Below are 19,580 nucleotides of genomic sequence, written 5' to 3'. Positions count from 1 at the left end.
AGGCTGCTGTTATAAACATTGCATGCCACGGTTCAGGCGGCTTTCGGTTGTTTCTCATACAGGAAATGCAATACCTGCTGGCGGTATTGCTGATAACGACGGTCATCTGCCAGAGCGACTCTGGAACGAGGACGTTCCAGGGCCACTTCCATCACTTCGCCGACCGTCGCTGCCGGGCCATTGGTCATCATAAATACCCGATCAGAAAGCAAAACTGCCTCATCAACGTCATGGGTGATCAGCACGATGGTGGTCAGCAGCTGCTGTTGGATATCCATCACCGCATCCTGCAGGTGCGCTCTGGTCAGCGCGTCCAGCGCACCAAAGGGTTCATCCATCAGCAAAACCGACGGCTTCATGGCCAGAGCGCGGGCAATTCCAACCCGCTGCTTCATGCCCCCGGAGATTTCATCAGGCCGTTTGGTGGCGGCATGCTCCATATGCACCAGTTGCAGGTTATGCATGATCCACTCTTTCATTTCGGCTTTGCTCATCTGGCCACGAAATACCTGGTTCACCGCCAGCGCGACATTTTCGTAAGCGCTCAGCCAGGGCAACAGAGAGTGGTTCTGAAATACCACCGCCCGTTCCGGACCCGGTCCGTCAATTTCACGGTTGTTACACAACAATCCGCCGCGGGTAGGGAACGTAAGCCCGGCGATCAGATTCAGTAGTGTCGATTTACCACAGCCGGAATGGCCGATCAGACTGATGCATTCACCGGCAGCAATATCAAAACTGACATTATCCAGAGCCAGGAAATCACCGCTGGCGGTAGAAAATTGCTGGCTGACTTGCTGTACCTGAATTATTGGGTTGGCAGACATCATTCTCTCCTTAACGCTTTTCATAGCTAAAACGTCGGGCGACCCACATCAACAGTTGCTCAAGCAACAGCCCCACGACTCCGATAACAAATATGGCGATGATGATGTGTTCCACATTCAGGTTGTTCCATTCATTCCAGATCCAGAACCCAATCCCCATTCCGCCGGTCAGCATTTCGGCAGCCACAATCACCAGCCAGGCAATTCCTATCGACAAACGCATTCCGGTCAGGATGTTGGGTAATACCGCCGGGAACAGAATTTTGCGCATAACGGTAAACTCCGACAGGCGCAGCACCCTGGCAACATTCAGGTAATCATCCGGAATCCGTCGAACGCCCTCTGCGGTGTTCAGGATCATCGGCCAGACAGAACAGATAAAAATGGTCCAGTAAGACGCAGGGTCCGCCCGCTGGAAAATCAACAGGCCTATCGGCAACCACGCCAGCGGGCTGACCGGGCGAAGTAATGAAATCACCGGGTTGAACATATCGGCGATAAAACGAAAGCGGCCAATCAGGAACCCCACCGGAATCCCCACCAGCGCAGCAAGGCCAAATCCGATGGCGACCCGCTGCAACGAAGCCAGCACATTCCAGCCAATACCCTGATCATTTGGCCCGGCCACATAAAAAGGATGTGCGAAAATCGGGACTGCTGACTGCCAGGTTTGCCAGGGTGTCGGGAAACCGTGGCTGTAAAGCGCCACCATCTGCCAGCCACCCAGCAATAACAGTACCCCGAGCAATCCGGCAAACAGCTGACGGAACACCCGACGAAACATGGCATTGGGACGCCGGGTGGCAGATACCGGGGTTGCCACTTCGCCAGCAGTAGGGACGGGAAGCGTCGCCACTGCCGGAGTTACTTCAGACTGTTGTGTCATGCTGGCCTCACTGGTTGTTGAATACTAAAACTATTGAGATAGCCGGCAGGATCGCTGCCATCCCAGCGTTTGCCGTCCATCAGAACGCTACTGCGCATTTCGCTGCCGGGCAGCGGTACATTTCCTACCGCTGCTGCTGCCTGTTTATAAATATCGATACGGTTGATTTGCCGGGCGACAGCCAGGTAATCAGGCTCTTTTTTTAGCAAACCCCAGCGTCTGTGCTGGGTCAGAAACCACATCCCGTCTGAGAGCCACGGGAAGCTAACTTCACCATCGTGGTAGAAACGCATCGGATGGGCATCCTGCCATGTCTGCCCCAGGCCATTTTCATAACGCCCCTGCATTCGCCCGGCGATGGCATGCACATCGGTATTGATCACTGCACGACCGGCAATGATGCTGGCGGTTTCCTGCCGGTTAGCGTCGCTGGCATCAATCCAGCGTCCGGCTTCCAGCACCGCGGCAGTCAATGCCCGGGCAGTATTAGGATGAGCAGTGACCCAGTCGCCACGGGTACCGAGGATTTTTTCCGGATGATCCGGCCAGATTTGCTGTGAGGTTGCCGCAGTAAAACCCACATTCTCGCTAATTGCCCGCTGGTTCCATGGCTCCCCGACGCAGCACCCCTGCATATTGCCGATTTTCATATTGACGACCATCTGTGGGGGCGGAACCACCAGGCTACGAATTTGCTGTAACGGATGAATACCCGCCGTTGCCAGCCAGTAGTACAGCCACATGGCATGTGTTCCGGTAGGAAAGGTCTGTGCAAAGGTATAGGTGCCGGGCGGATTTGCATCGATATGTCGTTGCAGGGCTGGCAGATCGGTAATCCCGGCGTCCCGCAGCTGATTTGCCAGGGTAATCCCCTGGCCGTTCTGATTAATGGTCAACAGGTTGGCCATTGGCGTTGCCGGCCCTGCCAGCCCCATATGCAATCCGTACAGTTCGCCATACAGAATGTGGGCTGCGTCAAGCTCACCGGACAACAGTTTGTCGCGGACCGTCGCCCAGCTGGCCTGTTTCTGCGGCACAATGCGGATGCCGTATTTTTTATCGAAGCCTTTCGCCGCTGCCATGACTACCGAGGCACAATCCGTGAGGGGAATAAACCCGATCTGTACGGTTTTCAGTTCCGGTGCATCAGAACCGGCTGCCCATACACTATTCATCAGCCCCGGCATCAGCAGGCTACCGGTTATCGCGGCGCTCCCTTGCAAAAATCTGCGTCGGGAGAAAGTCCGGTCTGTTTTTGTCTGTTGGCTCATTCACCCTGTCCTTCTGTGCCCGGTCAGTTTTGGCAAAAAAAAAGCGCCCACCGCTGCATACTGAATATGCAGTGATGGACGCCATTATCCGTAACCCGTGTTCCCGGCCGCCGTTGGTCGGGCCCACAGATTTAATCAATTTTGAATTTATTCAAGCAAGAGACATGCCAGCAGAGGAGCCTTACAGACATTTCAGTAAGAAAATGGGTAATAAACCCTTTATTTAGCAGGGGAAAAATAATCCGTTACAGGAACGGCGGTAAACAGCACACGCTATTTCTGGCGGGTCGGGTTCACCGGGAAAAAATGTGACCTGCACCGCAAAAGAACAATACACGCACCCTTCATGTGCATTTAAATTTAGCCAGGATGGTCGAATACACCGGCGACCGACAGCAATGCAGCGGCGATATCTGAGATCTTTTTATTCTGATCCATCGCCATCTGACGCAGAGTTTTATAGGCTTCATCTTCGCTCAGTTGTCGGTGCTGCATCAGCAGTTTCTTGGCACTGTCCACGGTTTTCCGCTGATGAAGAACCTCGCGCAGATCCGTCAGCTCCTGATTCTGTGCATCCAGTCGCTGTGATTGCTGACGTAACAGGGAGAGCAGCGACTGCCCGAGCTGTGGCTGAACACCTTCACTTTGCAGCCAGCCTCCCGGCCGGTGCGCGTCTACAGAAGAGTGCTCCATAAACACCGAATACCCGCCATAGCTGTCAGCCATCGTCGTTTTCAGACTGTTAATATCTGCCTGTTGCTCGTCACAGGCACGCTGAGTACTGAGAATACGGTCACGGCACAGCGCCATCAGCGTGTGCTGCAAATGATCTTCCAGTTGTTTCATGGTATCGATACGCCGGGTAGCCAGTAGAAACCAGTGCTGGCTGACATCAGTATTCCCCGACAAACTGCCCCGGGTACAGGCAATCCGACGTAACCGTTCAAATTCGCTGTCGGTTGCCATCTCCTGCCAACGGCCCAGGTTGTCCGGGTCGCTGAATTCACTGAAGGTGGTAAAGTAGTGTTCCTGACGTTCAATCAGGCTGACTATCTGCCCGGCCGGATGATCATCCTCATCTTCCGGCATATGTCCGCTGAAGATACGCACCCCAATCGCCCTTTCCTGGCCTGCCAGCTCCTTGCCCTGCATAAAACTGAACAAGGCAATCAGGGCCCGCGAGATGGCCGGATCAGCCGAAGCATCAGAGACCGCAAACACCAGTGACAGCAGGTGACGGATAGTATCGTTGTAGACTTCTACCGCAGCCACCAGGGAGGCGACCCTGCCGGTAATCTGCTGACGGGTTTCCTGTAATACTCCCAGCGCATACACGGCTCTGGCAGCGCAGTGAAATAACCGGCTGGCCTGTGGCTGGCCCGGGTCCAGCGCCTGAGCATTGTCGAGATAGTGCATCAGATCCTGCTGGGACTCCAGTGAGTCCTGCTCACGGTGGCGTAAATCTGCTGCGGTCTGCCGTCCTTCACTGCACAGAAACAGATTAACTGTACCCCGTTCACGTTGCAGATGATGGATAAGCACGCTGACTTTACCTACCAGCTCCCCACTGTCCAGCAAACAGCCCAGGCTGTTGAGTTCACACTGTCTGGAGGCCAGTAAAAAACGAAGGGTAGTCGGTATATAGTCAGTCATCATCAGTCCCCTGCAAAAGAACAATTTAATGCAAAGTACACGCCAGAGCCGATAAAAAGGCAAAAAAATGGCACAGTTGTAAAGTTTGTGGTGAGTGCACCTTAGCTGATGCCATATTCACAGTACCAGCATACTGCCCGGAGAATGATATCTCGCTGAAAATGCCGACCTTTAAATATGTTCATGAGTTGCGTGCTGACTGGTGAAAATAGGTGCAGAGTTTATCAATACGACGATCTTTGCAACAGCGCCCCGCAAAGGGGGCGTATCACGTTATCCGGCATAGAAATAATCTACAAACTGGTTTCGATCCCAGCCTGGAGATTAATGGGATAAACATCAGATGTGATCTTTTGTTCACCATCTGCGACAATTTCAAACGTCCGGGTAAAACGGTTGCCAGTGAAAACAATGCCACCAGAATTATTATCAGAATGGCTGTCTTCAGCTTTCAGCTTCACGCGCAGTTTGTTGTTTTCATTATTTTTCCCGGTAATGATATAACGACCACCGCGCCCTCCATCCTGCAGGGCATTAAGCCAGACAACGATATTGTCGTCGACAGAGCTACGAGTAACACTAACACTCCCTGTAGCAATCACCCGTTCATCACCCAGCCTTCCGGCTATCTGCATCTGACCCGATGGGCGCAGCGTTACCTTTACATCCTGAGCGGCAAACACTGTCCCTGCCACAGAAATTAACAGACTAGTCAGCAGCATCAGTTTACCCGCCCAATGGTATTTTCCAGCCATAGCTTTCACTCCACTTAATCAATGACAGTTGGCGTCTACAACGTAAAGATCTTTATTTTTTTCTACGTTGAGATTATAGGTTGCGGTGCACTGATTACCTTTCCAGTTCACACTAATTCCTCCCTTATCTGGCATGCCGGTCAGATACACAGACCCTGCGTCCCCCACTAATCCGGTTTGCCCCGATTCGCCTTTTATCGTTGCAATCGCACCAAACGGGATAGCAGCATGCTTGTGTTTAAGATTAAACAGGATCTTTTTACCGCTTCGGGTATTAAACTTCACTGGAATAATGGCACCAGCAGTTGGGATAACGCGTATATCAGTCTGGCTAACGTCGACGTCGTCCGGTAATACTGAAGGATCGATTGAGATAACATTTTCCTGATAAGGCCGCATGTTCGCTACCGTGGTGTACCCCATAAAGTCGGTTCGCACACCCATACCGTAACCGACCGGTACGCCAGAAGCATTCGGGGTTTCTACCAGTGCGACCGTGTCACTCAGCGGCTGACCAAAGGTTACACCTCCGCGGTGCACAACAATGCCCCCTTCCAGGTCACCGCTCATCTGCCGCCATTCAGGAGAATAAGTGTAGTTAGCTCCAACCTGGCCGTATCCGCCATACCATTTAGCCTGTAACGCACTGCTGTTTGTTGTATGGTTATTGCCAGAGTTGCGACGCTGACTAACATTCCAGTGCAGGCGGTTATCCGCAGCAGTGCCGTTAAGACCCACCTGCTGATTGCTACCACCCGGTGAAGACGATATTGTCTGCAATGACATTCTGGTTGACGACCCCATCCAGCGCTCAAGAGGTATACTTATCCATATGCTGACCACGTTATCCATCACTACCGAACCATCAGTCTGCGCACGGTTGTTACGCGCAAGGTTCAGAGAAGTATAAATTCCATTGAGGTTGATGCCGTAGTTACCACTCATCAGGTTGGTATGCACAGACCTGTTATGGTACGACAACCGCGTAGCACTCAGACTCAGCGCTCCTGCGTTCCCCAGTGGCTGTGATAGCGTAACTGTCTTTCTGTTCCGCATACCACGATTTAGACTGGTACTGCTGTAGTTATCCGGTCGCCAGGTATCCAGCGCATCTGACAAAGAACTATACCTTTCCGAAGCGTACTGCTGATTAAAAGTCAGCGTGCTGTTGCTGCCATAGATATTGTTGCTGTAGCGCAAACGCCAGCTTTCTCCGTTTTCACGTTGCTTACCTTTTTTTTGCGCCCGGGATGTTGTGGTATCCAGGCTGACACTGCCTAAACGCCCGAGTGATGTTCCCATCCCCGCGGCTCCCGAACGATAGTTTTCCGCCTGCTGCAGGCCGGAGTAAACCGTCATACCATAGGGCAATCCATAGATAGCGGATACCTGGCCGACAGTAGATGAATCCACTGAATGGTAAGATGATCGGTATTTACCCATCATCAGATTGTATTTGAAATACCCTTCATGCAGCGCAATAGCAGGTGTCTGCCAGGGGACGGTGAAGAACTGCTTCTGACCGTCAGCTTCCGTTACGGTTACCTGTAAATCAGAGCCGCTGCCGACAGGGGTGAAATCTGAAATAGCGAAAGGTCCGGGTGCGACTGTATCACTGTAGACAGAATAACCGCCCTGCATAATTTCCACCCGGGCCTGGGTTCGTGCAATACCCCGGATAACAGGCGCAAAAGAACTCTGGTTGAAAGGCACCATATTTTCGTCGGAACTCAGCATGACACCACGGAAAGGCACGCTGTCGAATACATCGCCCGACGTTGTTTTTTCGCCCAGGGTCAGACGGACTTTTTGATCATAAAAACCGCGTTCGGCGTAAGTCCATAACGTCTGCAACCCGGAATTAGTATCAAAATTATCCCAGGTAGAAGAGTTACGCAGACGCCAGGCACCAATATTCGCTCCGGGCTGTACATTAACCCACGCAGTATCGTTAGTCTGTGTTGAGGAACCACGCAGTTCAGAACGGGAAAAATTGGCACTGTAGTTCATCAGCAAGGCTGGCAGACCATCATTCCACAGTGCCTGAGGTGCAATACCGCGTAGCGGTGCGCGCAGTGCAACCTGTGGAATACTCAGCGTTAACTGTTGCATCGGCAGGTTAAAATGGCTTTCCGCGGCCGGAATACCATCAATGTGCGCACACTTCCCATCAGTGGTAAGGACGGAAAAATCTTCGACTTTAATACCATAGCCAGCGAGTTGCTCAAGACTCAGGCAGGGCAGCAGCCGGGAATGCCCATGCTGGTCTTTCTGCACACTGAAATCAATTTCACGTGAATCAACTAACTTTTCGTTCAGGTACACATCGACCAGATATCGACCAGGCGGTTGCCCGTTTTCATTAAACAACGAAATATCAATATCTTTCCCTCCATTCAGCTTTAATGCATCGAACTTATACTCTTTCGCACAAAGGGCAGTGGGCTGTATGATGCAAAAAAAAAATTAAAACGAATAAAGGCTTACTGGTATTGAGTAGCATAAGGTTAGCCTTTATTTATTTTCATGGAATTTTTTGCTAACACCACCGAGGTCAGTCAGGATATCCCACTCTACCGCCCCTTTACCTGGAGAAACATACTGCTTATGGCCAAAAGGCGCGATGTAATCCGCTATGGTAACGGGTTTACCCCCGACAGACACTGAATTGATATTCATATAAAATGGTGTAGGGTTTTCAACGTTTAGTTTATTACCGTTAATCTCCCAATGCAGTTTTTGCGCAGCAGAAATAAGATCACCGTTTACCTGTGCCGGACGGTAAATCATCTTACTGCAGATACTCACCATTACATCGATATTAATTTCGCTCCGGCCCTTACTTACACTATTCTGCTTATCGTCGTCCGGTGGAACACCTTTGACGCACAGCCAGTACAGAGTTTCACGATCGGTGGCAGGAATATTCCCGGATTTAACAATGCGCAGCCGGCTCTGCTGTTTCGCATCCAGCCGGAATAATGGCGGCGTCACAATGAAAGGAGCGCGACCTTTCTTGTCTTCAGAAAAAACCATTGACTGAACAAGGATGGGATAATCCTGAGGATTATTTATCGAAAGAGAGCCGCCCTGAGTGCCTTCTTTGTAAATAACCCGGGAACTTCCGAGCGTTACCGTAAATGTTTTTTTATTGACATTTTCATGTTCAATTGATGATGCGATACCAGAAAAAAAAAGCATAGCCAGCGCAGATGCTTTGAGAAATGTTTTTCTATTCATTACAGTGTTCCTTTTGTAATAAAAATAAAAACGGAATTTATTAGCCTCCAGGCTATATCCGTATAGAAGGCAGTAAATGTTAGATAAACTACCCCTTAAACACCCGACATAAGAAGAAAAAATCCATTCATGATGGTCATTTTAAAAATATAAAAAACCACTTTTACCTGGCATAATTATAGATTTTTAACTGATTAAAAGTACTTGCCAGATTAACAAAAAACACCAGCCGATAAGAATTTAAAGCCCATCTATCGCGCTGGTGTTGTAATCTGTTTGCATTAGACAGAGAAGCAAACTTTCATAAGGCCGTCCCGGTTAACGTGCTACTGTTTTGAGGGACACGCCGGCTGAAACTGATTAAGGCTGATAAACCGCTGCATCAACAGAGATGTTGTAGGTATCAGCATTAACATTCTGCGCTCCTGCCACAATCACATTGTAGTCCATGCTACCCGTTGATGTACCGTTAATAGCCCAGGTCCTGCCATTAATATCCTCAACTTTAACGTTTAAAAGGTTACCAGGAAGAATACTGAAACTCAGTGTATTATTGCTATTATTTCCCCCTGTTGCGATAAAGGCACTGCCTGATTCAACATGGCGATCAGATGCCGTTACGCCAAAAGCCACAGGACCGGTATCATTTGTAGAAACAGTACCTTTTGCCAGAAGAGTCGAGGAGCTAATCGCACCTGCTTTAAGACCAGTTACTGGTATCAGGGTGTTAGTCACGGTAGACGTAGAAGAAAACTCAACATTCGTAGTAGCAGTAGTAATGTTAGACACAGTGCCAGCAGATGCAGCTGCAGATACCATCAGCAGGCCCAGAGAGATAGCGGTCATAGTAAATTTCATTATTCATCCTTTAATTAAAAGCAGTCCATTCCATGAACTTAACTTTGTCCTGACATTACAGAATAAAGCTAAGAGATTAAGAGCTGGCATCATTGTTTATGATGAACCAGATCATTTTAAAACACTAGCCAATCAACATTGTAACTATGTCTGACAAAGTCATTATATGTTATTTTAAAAAAATAACAAAAGTGATTTTAGATTAATTTTTCTCAACTTTTCAAAACACTAACCAATATTAATTAACTATTTCAACAAACAACTAAACACCACTGACCACCCATTAAATTCATTATTTTTATTCACCTTTCATTCAGACCAACGTTTTATGGATCGCCAGTCTCATTCATAATGATGAACCAACAGACAGAAATTATTTACTTGTCCGGTATGGAATAATCTTTCAGAAAAATTAAACAATTCTGACCCTACTCAACGACACAACGGCCCCTCACTCTCACCTGATTAAACAACCATGCGATTTTGGCAATACGCTGAAAAACAGCATATAAACAGGCACAATCCCGTAAAAACATAAATCAATATGAAATCAGCCGGGGATGATCTTACGACGACACCTGCTATTCAGTACTCGCGTAACTTTAACTTTAATGAGTAATTCAACAGAAAGATTGTAGTATCAAATAAGCGTTCGCCATTGTGATAACCCGTATCTACGCCAGTCTACCGAACTGAATTTGGCAATAATTTCTTTTTTCCCGGATAATGTCTGGTATCTAAATATCACTATGCCTGCAGTATTTAACGAAAAAATGATAATATTTTTCTCTGACGGGTATTCTAGGTTTGGTTTTATCTTTTTGTGACGTTGAAAAATGCAAAAAAAATCCCCGTCTGGCTGCGGGGATAGAACACTACGCTGCCATCAGTGTTTACTGGTAAACGAAGGTCACACCGACTATCGACTGCACGTTACCGGCAACCACCTGACCGGAGGTACGGGCATAGGAAGCGGTAAGCCCAAGACTGACCGGAGTAGTACCCACATTCCCCAGAGACACATTTTTATTCGCAGTTAGAACGCCACTACTATTTGATAATTGCACACCAATGCCACTGGCAGGGGAAGCGGATGATGTATTGGTAAATATCGATGCAGCACTGTCAGCTGTAGTACCAGATAAGTAATAGGAGAGCGCTTTTGTTGAACCGCAGTGAACGGTTAAAGGAACACTGGCAGACCCCGGATAATCAGGTAACTGAACAGTGACATTACGCGAAGAAACATCACATCCCCCGGTAGGTACCGTCACCGTATTATTTGCATATAAATTCCAGACAATGGTCTGAGAAACCGTGGTTTCTGATTCACTTTTCTCCAGTCGCAATGTTGCAAACAATGTACCTTGTTGTATAACAACGCCCCCTGCAGCGCCCGTTGCAGTCAGATAAAGAATCGCCTGCCAGGGCTGATAACTTCCCCAGGTGTGACGAACCCAGGCGGTTGCCGAAGTGGTGGGGAAAGGGTAGGTCGTACCATAATAGCCAATGCTACCGGTAAAATTATTTAAAACACCATTATAAACGGATGAGGCGCCGATTCTGATAGGATCTTTATAAGATGAAGGCAAATCATTTTTACACTTGATGCTATCACCAAGATTAACCACAAGGTTCTGATTAGTCTGTAAGGTCGGTTGTAGATTCACATAAACGTTAACACTACCGGAAGTGCTTATGCTGGTACCATTAGCCTGACAGGTAAATGCCTGTGCAGAAAAAGGAATCAGAAGCGAAACAATTAACGAAAAAAATACAGTGGCAAATAAGCGCTGGCTGATCAAAACTCATTCCTTATTATAAGCTAAGTCATTGATTAAAGTATGATAACAAACCAATAAACACTGCCAGATAAAAACATCTTACAGAGACCGCATAAAATAAAAACAGAATAAAAATTATCCTGTTTTCATCGATTGTTATTGATACACAAATGTCACACCAACAACTGACTGTACATTACCGGCAACCACCTGACCGGAGGTGCGGGCATAGGAAGCGGTAAGCCCGAGACTGACCGGAGTAGTACCCACATTCCCCAGAGACACATTTTTATTCGCAGTTAGAACGCCACTACTATTTGATAATTGCACACCAATGCCGCTGGCAGGGGAAGCGGATGATGTATTGGTAAATATCGATGCAGCACTGTCAGCTGTAGTACCAGATAAGTAATAGGAGAGCGCTTTTGTTGAACCGCAGTGAACGGTTAAAGGAACACTGGCAGACCCCGGATAATCAGGTAACTGAACAGTGACATTACGCGAAGAAACATCACATCCCCCGGTAGGTACCGTCACCGTATTATTTGCCCTGAGGTTCCAGATAATTGTCTGGGATACCCCACCGGTAGAAGTATTTTCTTTTTGTAAGGATAAAGAAGCAAAAATCTGTCCGGCCTGAATCACCACTCCGCTGGCTGCTCCCGTCGGGCTGAGATATAAAATAGTATTCCATGGTTGGTAACTCCCATTAGGGGTAGGTACCCAGGGGGTAGGTGAAGCCAGAGGAAAAGAGTATGTACTACCGTTGTATGTAATACTGCCGGTAAATGAGGAGAGTGCTCCTGCGTATGCTGATGCGGTTCCTACACGAATTGGGTCAGTGTATTGCTGAGGAGCATCATTTTTACACTGAATACTATTCCCCAGGTTGACTACCAGGTTTTCATTGGCCTGGACACTAGGTGTCAGAGTTACCGGTACAGTCACAGTACCCGATCCACTCATCGTTGTTCCATTTGCCTGGCAGGTAAAGGCTTGTGCATTGCCCATCAGGATTAAAATAGCGATAAAAAAACTGAGTATATTCGCTACCATAAAATAAAATTTCTTCATCTTAACCCCATTATTGCCACGTATAAGTAACATCAATTGTCGATTGAATCGTTCCCTGAGTAACTTTACCCGCTGGAGTAATGGCCCTGACTTGTAAATTAAAAGCAGTAGATAGGGTTGAGTCACTAACAGCACTGGTCAATGAACCGCCATTAGTTAAATTATTACCGCTGGAGTCAGCCAGTTGGAGTGCAATGTTTCCCGCTGTCCCCTGGTTCAAAAAGTAGGTTCCGGTAGAATCAGAAGTCCCGGTGAAAGTTGCTTTAACGCTACTGGTACCAATCGGGCAATTTGTCAGATCAAGAGTGACGGTTTTCCAGTCTGAAGTTGATCCTGCATTGACAAAAGAGAAGGTGGGTAAATTACCTAATGCCACATTGGCGTTAGTTGTGGCAATAGTACAAGGTTTAGCAACCACTTTACCGCTGATAGTAATTGTGACATCTGCGGCATTTGCTGCCAGACAAGTCAAAAAAATGCCCAGCCCTGCGATTAATTTTCTCATAGACTGTTCCGTTACTTACTCAAATTCAAGGGTAATAGTTGCTGAAGCACTCACTGTGCCAGCGGTTACAGATGAAGTGGTTGACACCATCCGGGCATAAAAATTGACTGAATTCTGCTGCCCACCGGTGAGGCTTACCCAATTCAAATCATCCTGAGTTTGGTTTATCGGCACCGCATTTTGATCTGAATCGAGGATTTCTACGCCAAGGCCCGTTGCATCTGTACTATCACCGGAGTCTATTTTCAGAAGCGAGGTATTATTTGTGTCAGCTGTTCCGGTAAAACCAATTTTTACCGCTGTCGCCGAACTCCCGCATGCAGAAAAATCCAGTGTAAAAGGAACGACGGCCGATGAAGCCCCTTTCTCAGGAAATTGCTTTAACGAATAACTCATCAGATTAACTGTCAGATTCTGTGAGCCCGTGGATAACACACAAGTGTTATCCTGAACATTGCCGGTGATGGTAATAGTGCTGTCAGCAGCAAAACTTATTGAGCTGATAATTAAAGGGCCTGTAATCACTGTAGTTAAAGCGATCAGCTGTAGATATCTTTTCATTATCATCCTCTGCTTCTAACGTTACTGGCAATCAGCTGATGCATAACTTAGCGCCTGATTCTGACTGGATTCTGGTAAGTGATAAGTGACAGTACACTGATCGGCTTTCGAGTCCCCCCAGCGCACATTGATTTTTCCTGCCACAGGTAAGCCGGAAAGATAAACCTGCCCACTATCACCTACAATACTGGCTGAATTACCCCCCTGAAGAGTTGCTGTCGAACCAAATGGAACAGCTTTACCTTTATGTTGCAGGGTCATAATCACTTTAAGTCCGACATGAGTTTTAAAATCCGCGCGGACTACTGCACCATGTGTAGGAACAACACTAATGACGGCATCATCCAGGTCGACATTATTTGCCAGCGTATTAGTATCTAAGGCTATCCGGTTTTCACGGTAATCCATGGCATAAGGTTGGACAGCATAGCCACGCCAGTCTGTTGTTACTCCGGTCTGGTTTTGAACCGATACGTGGCCTGCGCCAGGTGCTTTAATTAAAACTACGGTATCATTGAGAGGTTGACTTAAAGTAATACCATTCGCATGAGCGACTACACCACCGCTTAAGCCATAATATACCTGTTTGTAACCATCACTGCTGCTGTAACCAATATTTGCGTTTCCATAAGCGCCACGGTAATACAGAGAGGCTGTATTCGTTGACCCGGAATCAGTGTTTCCACCGCCGGTATATCCCGTCTGAACGTTATAGCTCAGGTTATTATCCTGCAACAAAGTACCGTAGACACCAACCTGATTAGTTGACTGGCCTTTAAGATCACTGGATGAACTATATGTGACATTGGATTGATTCCAGGCACTCTGGTTATCTGAACGCATCCAGTGACTAAATGGAATATTAATATTAAAGGCTAAGACCTGATCAGTGCCTTGTTGCCAGGCATTTTTATTCAGGGTGTAATTCACACTGAAGGTGATATCCCGGATAGCACTGCTATACCCCATCTGCAACTGGAGGTCATCTTTATTGGTGCCCCAATAGGTTTGTTGACTACCGGTTAAATATAACGTCGAGGTTTTACCCACCTGTTGGGTAATCGTAGCCTGTACCCTTCCACGCTTACTATAAGATAAATTATAGAAGTCGCTATAAGTAGGTTTGACCTGTAGCGGGCCATCTTCTGTCTGTACCGTATAACCACTCATTCTTTGCCAGGTTGTATCAGCAAAAGAATAGTAACCCTTGGTTGAATATCGGTATCCAACCAGCTGGAAGTTAGTTCCTGTATCCTGTAGCGATTTGTTATAGAGGAAACGATAAGATTGCCCCTGATGACTACTATTATCAGTCAGGGTAGAGTTAGCCTGGGTAGCATCAACAGAAATTGCTCCCAGTACTCCAAGGTTTTTCCCTATACCAAAATTATAAGCATGGTATTTGTCAGACTGTTGAGTCCCACCGAATAAAGTAAAGCCAGCAGGAAGCCCCCAGAGTAATGTCCCCTGGGCGAATCCTGGTGTATCCTGCCCTGAATTACCACTCCGGTATTTTCCTCCTGTAAAGGCGTATTTAATTCGACCTTCACGTTGTAACATAGGGACAGAAGCATAAGGAACAATGAAAGACTGCGTTGATCCATCGGCCTCGGTGATTATGACCCTCAAATCTCCACTATTACCACTGGCATTAAGATCGTTAATGGTAAAAGGCCCTGGCGGGACAGTGATTTGATATATATCGAAGCCATTCTGCCTCACGGTAACTTTTGCAGTTCCGTGCGCAATACCATGAATGACAGGGGCGAATCCCTGCTGGCTGTTAGGTAACATACTGTCATCAGAAGCAACCTGCACACCTCTGAAATTCAGGCTATCAAATATATCACCCGGCGTATAACTATCCCCCAGCGTCAGACGTCCTTTTAGTGGTACGATGTCACGCTCAAGGTAAGTATTGACATGTTTCCATTTATTCTCATGGAAGTTTTCACCATCACTATAACTCCATGTCGAGTTATCTCTTAGCCGCCATGCCCCCCAGTTAAATCCACTCTGCAAATTAAGATAAGCATAGTTACTGCTGCTACTTCCCGGGGTATGAGCATTATTTCCTGTAAAGGTGTAATTCAGTAAACCTGCTGTAATCCCGTTATCCCATAACTCCGGAGGAATATAACCATGAGCCTGATTACGCATCAACGCCTGAGGAATACTAAGATCCAGACGTTGTTTACCCGCATCAAATTTACTGGTTGCATCTTTATTTACCATACTAAACGGGATGCAAGAATCTTTTGCCAGGGCAGCAATACCGGGAATAGAAAGAACACTCACTCCCATTTCCGAAAGCTGACTTTGGCTAATACACGGATCTAATGATTTCTTATCAGCGCTTAACCTGAAATCGACCGTCCTCGTAGTCATAAATCCGTTATTCAGGTATATATCCACACGGTATTTACCGGGTGGAGCCTCAAGACCACTTTCAAACTGAGACAAATCAGCAACTGCACCCGGATCATTTGACAAGAAACGAGGGTTAAAATAGACGTCAGCATGGGCTGGTGGCTGACACAATAGCGTCAAAAACAGAGCCAATGGCGTAACGGATAAATACCGTTTAGTCATATAATTTGCTGATAAGGCCATTAGTCAAGTGGTCCCGTATTAAATGGCATTTAATGACCCGGCTATCTTATATAATGATTAGCCGGTATCATTCAGATGATGCTGATTACTGAAAAATCCCTTTAGTGACCGGGGTTAACGCACCAAAGTCATTAATTGTCTGATAAGTAATCGATTCACCAGAACCGGGCAACAGAGGTACAGAAATATTACCCATTGGTGGTACCATCGTATTCGCTAATTCCTTATTACCAGCCATCAACGATGTCACTGTGAGGTAATAAGGTGTCGGATTGATTAGGGTCAACTGAGAGCCAGACTTATGAAAACGCAATTTACCCGGAGCTGCTTCCGGAGGGATGCTCAATCCAAGTGGTCGATAAAAAAGCTTTATACGACTAATGATTGCCAATTGTAAGGTATTCTGTGATTGCTGAGACTTATTCATCGAAGGTATTGCTTTCACATTTACCCAAAATAGTGTCTCTCTGTCCCTGGGAAGGGTTTGGTTGGTTCCATCAATAATTCTTAGTGTATTTTCTTTTTTACCATTAATAACGAAAAGTGGAGGCGTAATAACAAACCGGCTCTCTTTTTCACCAGCAGCATTCTCTATCCATGACTGAATAAGATAAGTGCTTTTTTCATCATTATTGCTGATCCCTAATGTTACTTGCTTTTGGTCAGAGGGATAAACGACACGAGTTGCACCTAGTGCAACACCTGCCTGAGCCTGGCTAACAGCACCTAAAGTAGCTACAGCCATCAACGCCAAACCGAACATTTTTTTACGGATAATTTGGATCACTACATACTCCTTCATCAATAAATTTAAGTATAAATTAATAATTCTACATTCTTATTATAGTTAAGCTATTGATAAGTCAAAGAAAACCAAGCCTGGGCATTTGCAATACCTCCGCTTACCTGTGTTGAGGTCGCTCGATACTTTGCAATGAGATTCAGGGTTAATGGACCAGAGTTATTGACTCTGATCGGTAGTTTTCCGCTATTAATTGGAATTATATTTCCCTGCTCATCAAACAGAGCAATACCGATTCCTTTGGCTACGTTGTCGCCTTTTTCTATAGCCAGTAAATCAGGATTACCCTGATCGGCTACACCACGAAAAACAACATTCATGTTTCTACTGACACTTTGAGTACAGTATTTAAAATGCAGAGAAAACGGTACAGGATCCGAATCATCGCCAGCATGTGAAAATTTATTATTACTCACCTGCCCCATCGCCACTGTCAGATAACGATCGCCATCATCAACAACGCAGGTATTCGACAAAATTTCACCCTGAAATTTCATCAACCCGCCAGCCAGACTGACAGTATTAATCGGAAACGCTATCGATTGCCCGGTAATAGTCAACAGTAAAAATAATCCTGTTTTCCACATGTCATATTCTCTGTATCAGGAAAATGAAGACGGACCATCCCTGGTCCCGGATATGGAAATACCCGATGTATATTCTTACTGGTACTGAACCTGGAAGGTAGCATCTGCGTTAGCAGTACCCGCCTGAGCTGCACCCAGAGCATAATAACGAGCCTGGAATGGCAGGGTGTTAGTACCATTAACTAGTGTTTTGGCAGTGCTGAAAGTCGCACCGTCAAGTTTCAGAGCTGAACCAGTGCTGTCCAGAATCTGAATACCAACGTTGGACGCAGAGCCTGCTGATGAGCTTTGCAGAGCCAGTACATCAGGATAGGAAGTGGAAGTAGAAGCGCCAGTAGAGTCAGTGGTCGTACCCGTTGCAGTTACTCCGGCAAAAGCAATTGATGCTTTGGTAGCAGTAGTGATATCGCAGTCATCTAATTGAATATTGAAGCCTACAGCACTGCTGGTATCACCCTGAGCAGCCAGTGTACTCGCTTTAACCTGACCCAGTTGTACAGTCTGATCAACAGATCCTGCATCAACTGCGCAGGCAGCATCAACAACTTCACCTTTAAAATGCACAGTTCCGCCATTGACTGTTGTTGTAGCTGCATGAGCCATAGAAACAGTCAGAGACAGAGCAGAAAGGACGCCAACTACCAGTGATTTGATTTGCATACAGTTTGCCTTATTATCCAAAAAAATTAATGAATATAAAAATGGCGGCCTGCTTTCCGGTTCAGTGCAATGAAGTTCATTTATAACCTTCCTGTAGGACCAGCCTGTCTGAATCAAAAAGCACAAAGTGCATGATTCGAACGCCTATTAGCATAGGACTAATCTCAGGAAACTGGCAAACAAATTGATCATTTTTATTTATATATAATCCGCAAGATAAATTACCAAAACTTACTTTCAGTTTGACAAATCAAAAAATATACGAAATATCTTGCCACATTTTGCTTACCATATCCTAACAAACAAAAATAACATTATAAATCAATAAGTTAGTTATAAATTGCATTTCAAATTCACGTTATTTATTAGAAACATTCCGTTAACAGATCAACTAAATCATACTATGTAAAGGAAAACATCACATAAAACAATACAAAATAACGATCAATTCTCAGAATAAAATAGACAAAACCTTAACTAAACACACAAATAAACTTAAATAAAATTAATGAATGTATAGATATAAGATTAATCAAATGTATTTTCCTATTTAAAATAAACAATTGAACGGTAATTCCTATCATAGGATTAATAACAAAATAGAAATAATCAATGATCTGATAGTTCAGGGGGGATGTAGAATGAAACATCAGCTTTGGTAATGTTTATTTTGTGAGTGAACGCTGCAAATACTGAGGTGTTTATTTTTCACACCGCCATTGTCGGCAGCCAATTAAGACTGATAGTTAGCCCCAGCGACCTCCCTGGACGCTGAGGTATAACTAAAATGGAGAGGAAAAATTTAATACTGAGAGTGATAATCCTGACCTTTATCCCAGCGATCCTGCCAGTGACTGGTATAAATACGAGCCAGTTCGGGGGAGTTATGGATAACCAGGACATTCTCAGAATTCCGCCGTTCTGCACTGGCAGTATAGTTAAATGAACCGGTCTCAACGGTCTGATCATCAACGATAATTGTCTTATCGTGTTGTATCGGATAATGCTTGTCTGTCCGCAGGGGAATCCCCTGATTGACGATAAAATTCATCGCAGCAAGGCTGGATTTACTTCGGTTACCCCGCTCATCCACCACAATTTTGACATCAACGCCGCGCTTTTTAGCGCTGGCCAAAGCCTGCATAATATCTGGCGCAGTAAAAGAATAGGAAATCATACGGATACGATGCTGAGCACTATTGATGGTTTTCAGTACCAGACTACGGGCCGTGCCTTCCGGCGAAAAACCCACTTCAACTGACTGACTGGCAGCCATAGACATAACCGGAGCTGCCAGTAACACAGCAACCAGTAAATACATACTTCTCTTCATTAATACATCCATTTACTGCCGGGGAATCACTCTGTGGTTCAGTGCCATCAGATACGCATTACTGACTGACTCAGCGTTGCTTTTTAGTCATTGCGCGGCACCCTACCATTTATGCAGACAATAAAAAATCCGCATTTCCTGAAAACGGATCTGCGGAGACAAAACGTGGGA

General features: G+C 46.2%; 17 protein-coding genes and 1 pseudogene. All 18 read right to left on the bottom strand.

Going from position 1 to position 19,580, the window contains the following annotated elements:
- Positions 1-32 precede the first annotated feature (32 nt).
- The gene (locus A7K98_RS20765) at positions 33-827 is read right to left on the bottom strand and encodes an ABC transporter ATP-binding protein (protein ID WP_087490229.1); all 795 of its coding nucleotides are present in this window, start codon (positions 825-827) and stop codon (positions 33-35) included.
- A gap of 10 nt (positions 828-837) precedes the next feature.
- Positions 838-1,713: a nitrate ABC transporter permease gene (gene ntrB, locus A7K98_RS20760; RefSeq protein WP_080195258.1), complete on the bottom strand. Its 876-nt coding sequence runs from the start codon at positions 1,711-1,713 to the stop codon at positions 838-840.
- Positions 1,710-2,984, bottom strand: coding sequence for a CmpA/NrtA family ABC transporter substrate-binding protein (locus A7K98_RS20755; RefSeq protein ID WP_087490228.1), 1,275 nt, complete (start codon positions 2,982-2,984; stop codon positions 1,710-1,712). The genes ntrB and A7K98_RS20755 overlap by 4 nt, the downstream gene beginning before the upstream one ends.
- A gap of 360 nt (positions 2,985-3,344) precedes the next feature.
- Entirely contained in the window at positions 3,345-4,640 is a 1,296-nt protein-coding gene (locus A7K98_RS20745) for a nitrate- and nitrite sensing domain-containing protein (RefSeq protein WP_407703094.1), read from the bottom strand.
- Positions 4,641-4,741: 101 nt separating this feature from the next.
- A pseudogene (locus A7K98_RS21450) lies at positions 4,742-4,822 on the bottom strand (IS6 family transposase); the annotation flags it as partial.
- A gap of 108 nt (positions 4,823-4,930) precedes the next feature.
- Positions 4,931-5,392 (bottom strand): AfaD family invasin, encoded by a 462-nt coding sequence (afaD, locus tag A7K98_RS20740; RefSeq protein WP_087490225.1) that lies wholly within the window; start codon positions 5,390-5,392, stop codon positions 4,931-4,933.
- An 18-nt stretch (positions 5,393-5,410) separates the two neighbouring features.
- Positions 5,411-7,762, bottom strand: coding sequence for a fimbria/pilus outer membrane usher protein (locus tag A7K98_RS20735; protein ID WP_087490224.1), 2,352 nt, complete (start codon positions 7,760-7,762; stop codon positions 5,411-5,413).
- A 144-nt stretch (positions 7,763-7,906) separates the two neighbouring features.
- A complete protein-coding gene (locus A7K98_RS20730) occupies positions 7,907-8,632 on the bottom strand; it encodes a fimbria/pilus periplasmic chaperone (RefSeq protein ID WP_157666037.1) in 726 nt (241 codons plus the stop codon).
- 360 nt (positions 8,633-8,992) lie between these two features.
- Positions 8,993-9,490: an AfaD family invasin gene (gene afaD, locus A7K98_RS20725; protein ID WP_087490223.1), complete on the bottom strand. Its 498-nt coding sequence runs from the start codon at positions 9,488-9,490 to the stop codon at positions 8,993-8,995.
- Between the two features lie 893 nt (positions 9,491-10,383).
- Entirely contained in the window at positions 10,384-11,292 is a 909-nt protein-coding gene (locus A7K98_RS20720; protein ID WP_087490632.1) for a fimbrial protein, read from the bottom strand.
- 138 nt (positions 11,293-11,430) lie between these two features.
- Positions 11,431-12,330 carry a fimbrial protein gene (locus tag A7K98_RS20715; protein WP_087490631.1) on the bottom strand — a complete coding sequence of 300 codons (900 nt, stop codon included), beginning with the start codon at positions 12,328-12,330 and terminating at the stop codon, positions 11,431-11,433.
- 28 nt (positions 12,331-12,358) lie between these two features.
- Positions 12,359-12,853 carry a type 1 fimbrial minor subunit FimG gene (fimG, locus tag A7K98_RS20710; RefSeq protein ID WP_087490222.1) on the bottom strand — a complete coding sequence of 165 codons (495 nt, stop codon included), beginning with the start codon at positions 12,851-12,853 and terminating at the stop codon, positions 12,359-12,361.
- 15 nt (positions 12,854-12,868) lie between these two features.
- Positions 12,869-13,414, bottom strand: coding sequence for a type 1 fimbrial adaptor subunit FimF (gene fimF, locus A7K98_RS20705; RefSeq protein WP_087490221.1), 546 nt, complete (start codon positions 13,412-13,414; stop codon positions 12,869-12,871).
- 21 nt (positions 13,415-13,435) lie between these two features.
- Entirely contained in the window at positions 13,436-16,006 is a 2,571-nt protein-coding gene (locus A7K98_RS20700) for a fimbrial biogenesis usher protein (RefSeq protein WP_232461576.1), read from the bottom strand.
- Positions 16,007-16,112: 106 nt separating this feature from the next.
- The gene (locus tag A7K98_RS20695; protein ID WP_157666065.1) at positions 16,113-16,790 is read right to left on the bottom strand and encodes a fimbria/pilus periplasmic chaperone; all 678 of its coding nucleotides are present in this window, start codon (positions 16,788-16,790) and stop codon (positions 16,113-16,115) included.
- A gap of 89 nt (positions 16,791-16,879) precedes the next feature.
- On the bottom strand, positions 16,880-17,416 hold the full coding sequence (locus A7K98_RS20690; RefSeq protein WP_087490218.1) for a fimbrial protein: 537 nt from the start codon (positions 17,414-17,416) through the stop codon (positions 16,880-16,882).
- Positions 17,417-17,491: 75 nt separating this feature from the next.
- Positions 17,492-18,076 carry a type 1 fimbrial major subunit FimA gene (gene fimA / locus A7K98_RS20685; protein WP_087490217.1) on the bottom strand — a complete coding sequence of 195 codons (585 nt, stop codon included), beginning with the start codon at positions 18,074-18,076 and terminating at the stop codon, positions 17,492-17,494.
- Positions 18,077-18,878: 802 nt separating this feature from the next.
- On the bottom strand, positions 18,879-19,409 hold the full coding sequence (locus tag A7K98_RS20680) for a phospholipase D family nuclease (protein ID WP_407703093.1): 531 nt from the start codon (positions 19,407-19,409) through the stop codon (positions 18,879-18,881).
- Between the last annotated feature and the right edge of the window lie 171 nt (positions 19,410-19,580).

The sequence above is a fragment of the Tatumella citrea genome (assembly GCF_002163585.1).
GTDB lineage: Bacteria > Pseudomonadota > Gammaproteobacteria > Enterobacterales > Enterobacteriaceae > Tatumella > Tatumella citrea.
This window is presented reverse-complemented; position numbering and strand designations above follow the sequence as displayed.

What these genes read in the sequence shown, in the direction of transcription:
- A7K98_RS20690 (WP_087490218.1), bottom strand. Translation starts at nt 17,416, where the DNA reads ATGTGGAAAACAGGATTATTTTTACTGTTGACTATTACCGGGCAATCG.
- afaD (WP_087490223.1), bottom strand. Translation starts at nt 9,490, where the DNA reads ATGAAATTTACTATGACCGCTATCTCTCTGGGCCTGCTGATGGTATCT.
- A7K98_RS20680 (WP_407703093.1), bottom strand. Translation starts at nt 19,409, where the DNA reads ATGAAGAGAAGTATGTATTTACTGGTTGCTGTGTTACTGGCAGCTCCG.
- fimG (WP_087490222.1), bottom strand. Translation starts at nt 12,853, where the DNA reads ATGAGAAAATTAATCGCAGGGCTGGGCATTTTTTTGACTTGTCTGGCA.
- afaD (WP_087490225.1), bottom strand. Translation starts at nt 5,392, where the DNA reads ATGGCTGGAAAATACCATTGGGCGGGTAAACTGATGCTGCTGACTAGT.
- A7K98_RS20765 (WP_087490229.1), bottom strand. Translation starts at nt 827, where the DNA reads ATGTCTGCCAACCCAATAATTCAGGTACAGCAAGTCAGCCAGCAATTT.
- fimA (WP_087490217.1), bottom strand. Translation starts at nt 18,076, where the DNA reads ATGCAAATCAAATCACTGGTAGTTGGCGTCCTTTCTGCTCTGTCTCTG.
- A7K98_RS20700 (WP_232461576.1), bottom strand. Translation starts at nt 16,006, where the DNA reads ATGACTAAACGGTATTTATCCGTTACGCCATTGGCTCTGTTTTTGACG.
- A7K98_RS20730 (WP_157666037.1), bottom strand. Translation starts at nt 8,632, where the DNA reads ATGAATAGAAAAACATTTCTCAAAGCATCTGCGCTGGCTATGCTTTTT.
- A7K98_RS20755 (WP_087490228.1), bottom strand. Translation starts at nt 2,984, where the DNA reads ATGAGCCAACAGACAAAAACAGACCGGACTTTCTCCCGACGCAGATTT.
- A7K98_RS20695 (WP_157666065.1), bottom strand. Translation starts at nt 16,790, where the DNA reads ATGTTCGGTTTGGCGTTGATGGCTGTAGCTACTTTAGGTGCTGTTAGC.
- ntrB (WP_080195258.1), bottom strand. Translation starts at nt 1,713, where the DNA reads ATGACACAACAGTCTGAAGTAACTCCGGCAGTGGCGACGCTTCCCGTC.
- A7K98_RS20745 (WP_407703094.1), bottom strand. Translation starts at nt 4,640, where the DNA reads ATGATGACTGACTATATACCGACTACCCTTCGTTTTTTACTGGCCTCC.
- fimF (WP_087490221.1), bottom strand. Translation starts at nt 13,414, where the DNA reads ATGAAAAGATATCTACAGCTGATCGCTTTAACTACAGTGATTACAGGC.
- A7K98_RS20715 (WP_087490631.1), bottom strand. Translation starts at nt 12,330, where the DNA reads ATGGTAGCGAATATACTCAGTTTTTTTATCGCTATTTTAATCCTGATG.